The organism is Mycobacterium sp. E3298 (assembly GCF_001666895.1).
Lineage (GTDB): Bacteria > Actinomycetota > Actinomycetes > Mycobacteriales > Mycobacteriaceae > Mycobacterium.
Genome location: NZ_LZJB01000405.1, coordinates 1 through 4,873, shown reverse-complemented (window position 1 = coordinate 4,873; position 4,873 = coordinate 1). Strand labels below are relative to the sequence as shown.

Annotated in this window: 5 protein-coding genes, 1 tRNA gene, 1 other RNA gene and 1 pseudogene; 4 read left to right on the top strand and 4 right to left on the bottom strand. The window is 68.3% G+C overall.

All coding sequences use genetic code 11. The features are described 5' to 3' along the window. Together A9X05_RS19360 and A9X05_RS19355 are read right to left on the bottom strand one after the other, a co-directional pair. Nucleotides 1–702, bottom strand: a pseudogene (locus A9X05_RS19360) (hypothetical protein); the annotation flags it as partial. A gap of 94 nt (nt 703–796) precedes the next feature. Further along, entirely contained in the window at nt 797–1,276 is a 480-nt protein-coding gene (locus A9X05_RS19355; protein ID WP_067747255.1) for a lipoprotein LpqH, read from the bottom strand. 146 nt (nt 1,277–1,422) lie between these two features. Here A9X05_RS19355 and A9X05_RS19350 point away from each other — a divergent pair, with 146 nt between their 5' ends. Then, complete coding sequence (locus tag A9X05_RS19350) at nt 1,423–1,803, top strand: hypothetical protein (protein WP_067278284.1); 381 nt, start codon at nt 1,423–1,425, stop codon at nt 1,801–1,803. A 14-nt stretch (nt 1,804–1,817) separates the two neighbouring features. Further along, nucleotides 1,818–2,561 (top strand): enoyl-CoA hydratase/isomerase family protein, encoded by a 744-nt coding sequence (locus tag A9X05_RS19345; RefSeq protein ID WP_067783463.1) that lies wholly within the window; start codon nt 1,818–1,820, stop codon nt 2,559–2,561. Between the two features lie 10 nt (nt 2,562–2,571). Here A9X05_RS19345 and A9X05_RS19340 read toward each other — a convergent pair whose 3' ends face one another. Continuing rightward, on the bottom strand, nt 2,572–3,363 hold the full coding sequence (locus tag A9X05_RS19340; protein ID WP_067783460.1) for a hypothetical protein: 792 nt from the start codon (nt 3,361–3,363) through the stop codon (nt 2,572–2,574). 93 nt (nt 3,364–3,456) lie between these two features. Further along, nucleotides 3,457–3,542: transfer RNA gene (locus A9X05_RS19335), tRNA-Ser, on the bottom strand. Between the two features lie 65 nt (nt 3,543–3,607). Between A9X05_RS19335 and ffs the strand changes: the two genes are divergently transcribed. Further along, nucleotides 3,608–3,702: signal recognition particle sRNA small type (gene ffs / locus A9X05_RS19330), an RNA gene on the top strand. A gap of 134 nt (nt 3,703–3,836) precedes the next feature. Next, the coding region (locus A9X05_RS19325) for an aminotransferase class I/II-fold pyridoxal phosphate-dependent enzyme (RefSeq protein ID WP_067783457.1) at nt 3,837–4,873 on the top strand (1,037 nt) is incomplete at its 3' end.

Genomic DNA, 4,873 nt, shown 5'->3' with positions numbered 1-4,873 from the left:
CGCCGCCCGCTCCAATTGCGCTCGCGCCGTGGCAAGCTCCCAGCCGTTGGCCTGGGCCCGGGCTTCCGCGCGGCGCAGCCAGGGATCCGCTTCCGATAGCCGGCCGGTTTCGACGCAGAACCTTCCGTAGCCGGTACCGGCGACGACCCGAACGTGGTCAGCGTCCGCGCCCGTACCGTTGTAGTCTTCCATGGCGCCAACGACGTTCTGCCACAGCGGAACCGACCGGACATGTAGGTCGTCGTCGCAGAGCGCCGTCGCGCACAGGACCCGGGCATGGATGCGCAGGCGCGCGTGTTCGTCGGCCAGGTCGGGAAGGTCCGCGTCCGAGCCGTCGTCGTCCAGCGTGGCCAACGCCGCGGCCGCGCCTTCGTGGTCGCCGATCGCCGCGGCCAGGCCGGCCTGCAGAAACTGAGCCCGCCGTGAGTACCGACGGATCATGTGCGTGATGCCGGCGTCGGCGGGCATGCTCGCATAGATCGATACGCAGTCTTGAATGCGCCGGATGGATTCGCGCACGCCGTCATTCGCGCCACGGTCGAGATAGATCTCGCCGAGCTGGGCAAGGACTTCCAGCATCAGATCGTCCCGGTCTTCCCGCTCGATGCGCGGTATCAAGGACAGCAACAGATCACGGGCCCCGGCTTCGTCGGCCGCGTACGCCAGGCGGCGCGCGTTGTCCAATTCGTCGGGGATCGACACGGCTGCATCATAAGTCCGCGGATGTGGTCCGGGCAGGGAAAGCGGCGAGCGGCGGACGCGTGAGTGAGCACGTCCGCCGCCCGGTCGCGACCGATCAGCCGCAGGTCACCTTGATGTTGAAGTCCTTGGTGATCATTCCGGCCATCGGATTCTTCAGGTCGGCGCCCTGCGCCTGGCCCGTGATGGTGTAGGTCTTACCGTCCACCGCCACGTCTGCCGAGCCGACCTTCGCACCCATGTTGTTGCTGACCGACAGCGCGTTGCCGTCGACAACCATTGCCAGCGACTCGACCTTCGGGGTGGACTCGTCGGTCATCACGACGGCGAGCGCCTGCCGTCCGCCGCTGGAACCACTGCCGATGTTGATCTTGCCGCCGGTCTTCACGCAGGTCACCGAAGCCGGGTCCAGGCCCGCCAGGTCGGTGCCGCCCACCTTGACCTGCGCCCCGCCGCCGTGGGCGACGCTGGGTGCCGTGCTCGATGCCGGGCTGGCCGTGTGGCCGCCGCTGGAACACCCCACGAGCACCGATGCGGCGCCCAGTGTCCCAATCGCAGCCGCGAGAAGTCGTTTCACTTTGCGATTTCCTTCCTCCATGCGCCGCCCCGATGGCGTCGTCATGGCGCAAGTACAGACCCCCGGATTCGCTACCGATCCCAAATTTCGCGGCGTCGAGCCGGTAGGCTGCGTCGGGGTCGGCGCTGACAAAAGGGAGGCACGCGATGCTGAGCGTGAAGTGGCTGGAAAAGCCTGAGGCCCATGACTTTCCGGCGGCCGCGGACTACCTCACCATGCTCGCGGACCCCGCGACCGTGAAAAAGGTGATCAAAAAGTTGAAGGCCGGCACGGTCACGCACCGGAAGGCCAAGGACATCCTGCGTGCGGCACGCCTGGGCCTACTGCCCGTCGACAATCCGCACGTCGCGGCCGACCTCACCAAAATCGAGAAGGGGCAACCGCTGTCGCCCATCCTGCTGGTGCGCGGCGACTTCCCGACCGGTGCCCCGTTGCAGATCGCCGACGGCTACCACCGCGTGTGCGCCAGCTACCACACCGACGAGAACACCGACATTCCGGTCGTCATCGCGGCCGTGAGCCGCTGACCGAGGATGTGACGATGATCGACATCGAGACCGTCGAATCCGTGCGGGTGCTGACCATGTCCTCGGGTCCCGTCAACGCCCAGGACGTCGAGCTGCTCGAGGCGCTGACCTCGGCGGTCCGCGACCTGGGCCGTTCGGACCCCGGCGCGCTGGTTGTCACCGGGGCGGGCCGGGCGTTCAGTGCCGGGGTCGACCTCAACCGCGTGGTCGACGGGGGCGCCGCCTACACCGATCGGCTGGTCCCGGCGCTGTCCGCGGCGTTCGAGGCGGTGTTCGCCTATCCGGGACCGACCGTCGCGGCGATCAACGGCGCCGCCATCGCGGGCGGGTGCGTGCTCGCGTGTGCCTGCGACCGCCGCCTCATCGGGCCCGAGGCGCCCATCGGAGCGGCCGAGGTGCGCGTCGGCGTGCCGTTCCCGGTCGCGGCGCTGGAGGTGATGCGCTACGCGTGCGGGGACCACACCGAGGAAGTGCTGCTGGTTGGACGCAACTATCGGGGGCCGGAGGCCGTCGCTCGTGGACTCGCCCATCGCGTCGTCGCCGACAATCTCCTCGAGGAGGCTGTGGCCGAGGCCTCGGATCTAGGCGGCATCCCCGCCGCCGCCTACCGCCGGACCAAGACCCAGCTGCGGGCCCCGGCGATGGCGCGGATCCGCGAGGGTGGCGCTGTCGACGACGAGGTCCGCCAGATGTGGGGCGCGGACGAGACCCGGCAACGCATCGCCGCCTACGTGGAGCGCCTGCGGCGGCGCGACTGATCAGGTCCGGCTATTCCTCATCGAGGGCGACCCCGCCCCTGGTGCGCCGGCGCCGCATCCGGTGCGACCCCTTCCCCGTCGGGCGACGGTTGCGCAACCTGGCCGGGCCTTCCTCGGTCTCCTCGGCGGGCTCTTCGGTCGCAGCCTGGGGTTCCGCCGTGGCGTCGGGCTCGGCGGCCGTGGAGCTCTCGGCCGTGACGGTCTCGGCCTCCTCCGGCTCGCCGGCCTCGGCTTCTTCGGTCTCGGCTTCTTCGGTCTCGGCCGCGGTGTCTTCGTCGGCGGCTTCGGTGTCTTCGTCGGTTTCGGCCTCGTCGGACTTCTTGCCGCGCAGCCGGCGCTTCTTGGGTTCCTTCACCTTGATCGGTTTCGGCGGTGGGGGCGGCAACTCGGCGACGAACGAAAGGTAGAACGCGAAGAAACCGAGCAGCGCGATCGCCGCGGCCGCCCCATAAATGGCGAACAGATACTGTCCCGCGGTGTCCAGGCTCAGCCAGATCTCGCTGATCGCCGTTCCGATGATCAGCACACCCGCCAGCACATGGCAGACGATCGAGGCGACCCGCAGCGTCAGGGCGAGCCGAGGCGTCCCCAGCTCCGGCTTGCGCACCCGCAGCAGGTTGAAAACGACAGGCAGCGCGGCCAAGGCGATCAGCGCACCCGTCGTGATACGCAGCGCCGTTCCCAACGAATGCGTGGTGTCACCCATCAGCTCCGGCCAACGGGGCAACACGAAAAAGAAGTACAGGGCGCCGGCGACGAGGGAGAACAGCAGGTGCCACGGCACGGCAATCTTGCGCCCCATACCCCTCCTCGTGCTGTTGAGTTCACGCCAGCCTAAAGGCGGCCAACCCGAATCCATACCAATTCGTGCTTTGTCCGCATGGCGGACCAATTGCGGAGGATGCGGGATTTGAACCCGCGAGGGCTGTTAACCCAACCCGCGTTCCAGGCGAGCGCCATAGGCCACTAGGCGAATCCTCCGTGGCCATGGTAACCGAGGCCGCCATAGCGGCCACCACGCGCTCCGCGCCAGGTATTACACTCGCGGTGGACCCCGCGCGGCGTCTATCCTGTGAACTCCCCCAGGGCCGGAAGGCAGCAAGGGTCAATGGGCTCTGTCGGGTGCGCGGGGTCCCCTATGTCCATTGAGTGGCAGACCCGCTTCGCCCGGCTCCGCCGCGCTTGCGATCGCCGCCAGGTTTGATGAGTGGCGACCCGCTGCGCCCGGCTTAGCCGCGCGTGCGATCGCCGCCAGGAACAGCGAAAGGGTCCGCCGTGTCGCTGGATTCCCTCAGCCCGGAAGAGCTCGCCGCCGCGCACGCGCGCAACCAGCAGGATTACGCGGCTCTGCAGGCCAAGAAGTTGGCCCTCGACCTGACCCGCGGCAAACCGGCGCCGGAGCAACTCGACCTGTCCAACCAGCTGCTGAGCCTGCCCGGCGACGACTACCGCGACAGCGAGGGCACCGACACCCGCAACTACGGCGGTCTGCACGGCCTGCCCGAGCTGCGCGCCATCTTCGGCGAGCTGCTCGGTATCCCGGTGCCCAACCTGATCGCCGGCAACAACTCCAGCCTGGAGCTGATGCACGACCTGGTCGCCTTCTCGATGCTGTACGGCGGCGTCGACTCGCAGCGCCCCTGGAAGGACGAGGCGAGCGTCAAGTTCTTTTGCCCCGTTCCCGGCTACGACCGGCACTTCGCCATCACCGAGACGATGGGCATCGAGATGATCCCCGTCCCGATGCTGGCCGACGGGCCCGACGTCGACCTCATCGAGGAGCTGGTGGTCGCCGATCCGGCGATCAAGGGCATGTGGTCGGTGCCGGTGTTCGGCAACCCCACCGGCATCACCTACTCGTGGGAAACCGTGCGCCGGCTGGTGCAGATGCGCACGGCCGCGCCGGACTTCCGGCTGTTCTGGGACAACGCCTACGCGGTGCACACCCTGACGCACGACTTCATCCGGCAGGTCGACGTGCTCGGGCTGGCGGCCAAGGCCGGCAACCCGAACCGGCCCTACGTCTTCGCGTCCACCTCCAAGATCACCTTCGCCGGCGCCGGCGTCAGCTTCCTGGGCGGCTCGCTGGGCAACATCGCGTGGTACCTGCAATACGCGGGCAAGAAGTCGATCGGCCCGGACAAGGTCAACCAGCTGAGGCACCTGCGCTTCTTCCGCGACGCCGACGGCGTGCGCCTGCACATGCTGCGGCACCAGCAGATACTTTCGCCCAAATTCGAGCTGGCGCTGGACATCCTGGACAAGCGGCTGGGCGATTCCAAGATCGCCACGTGGACCGAACCCCAGGGTGG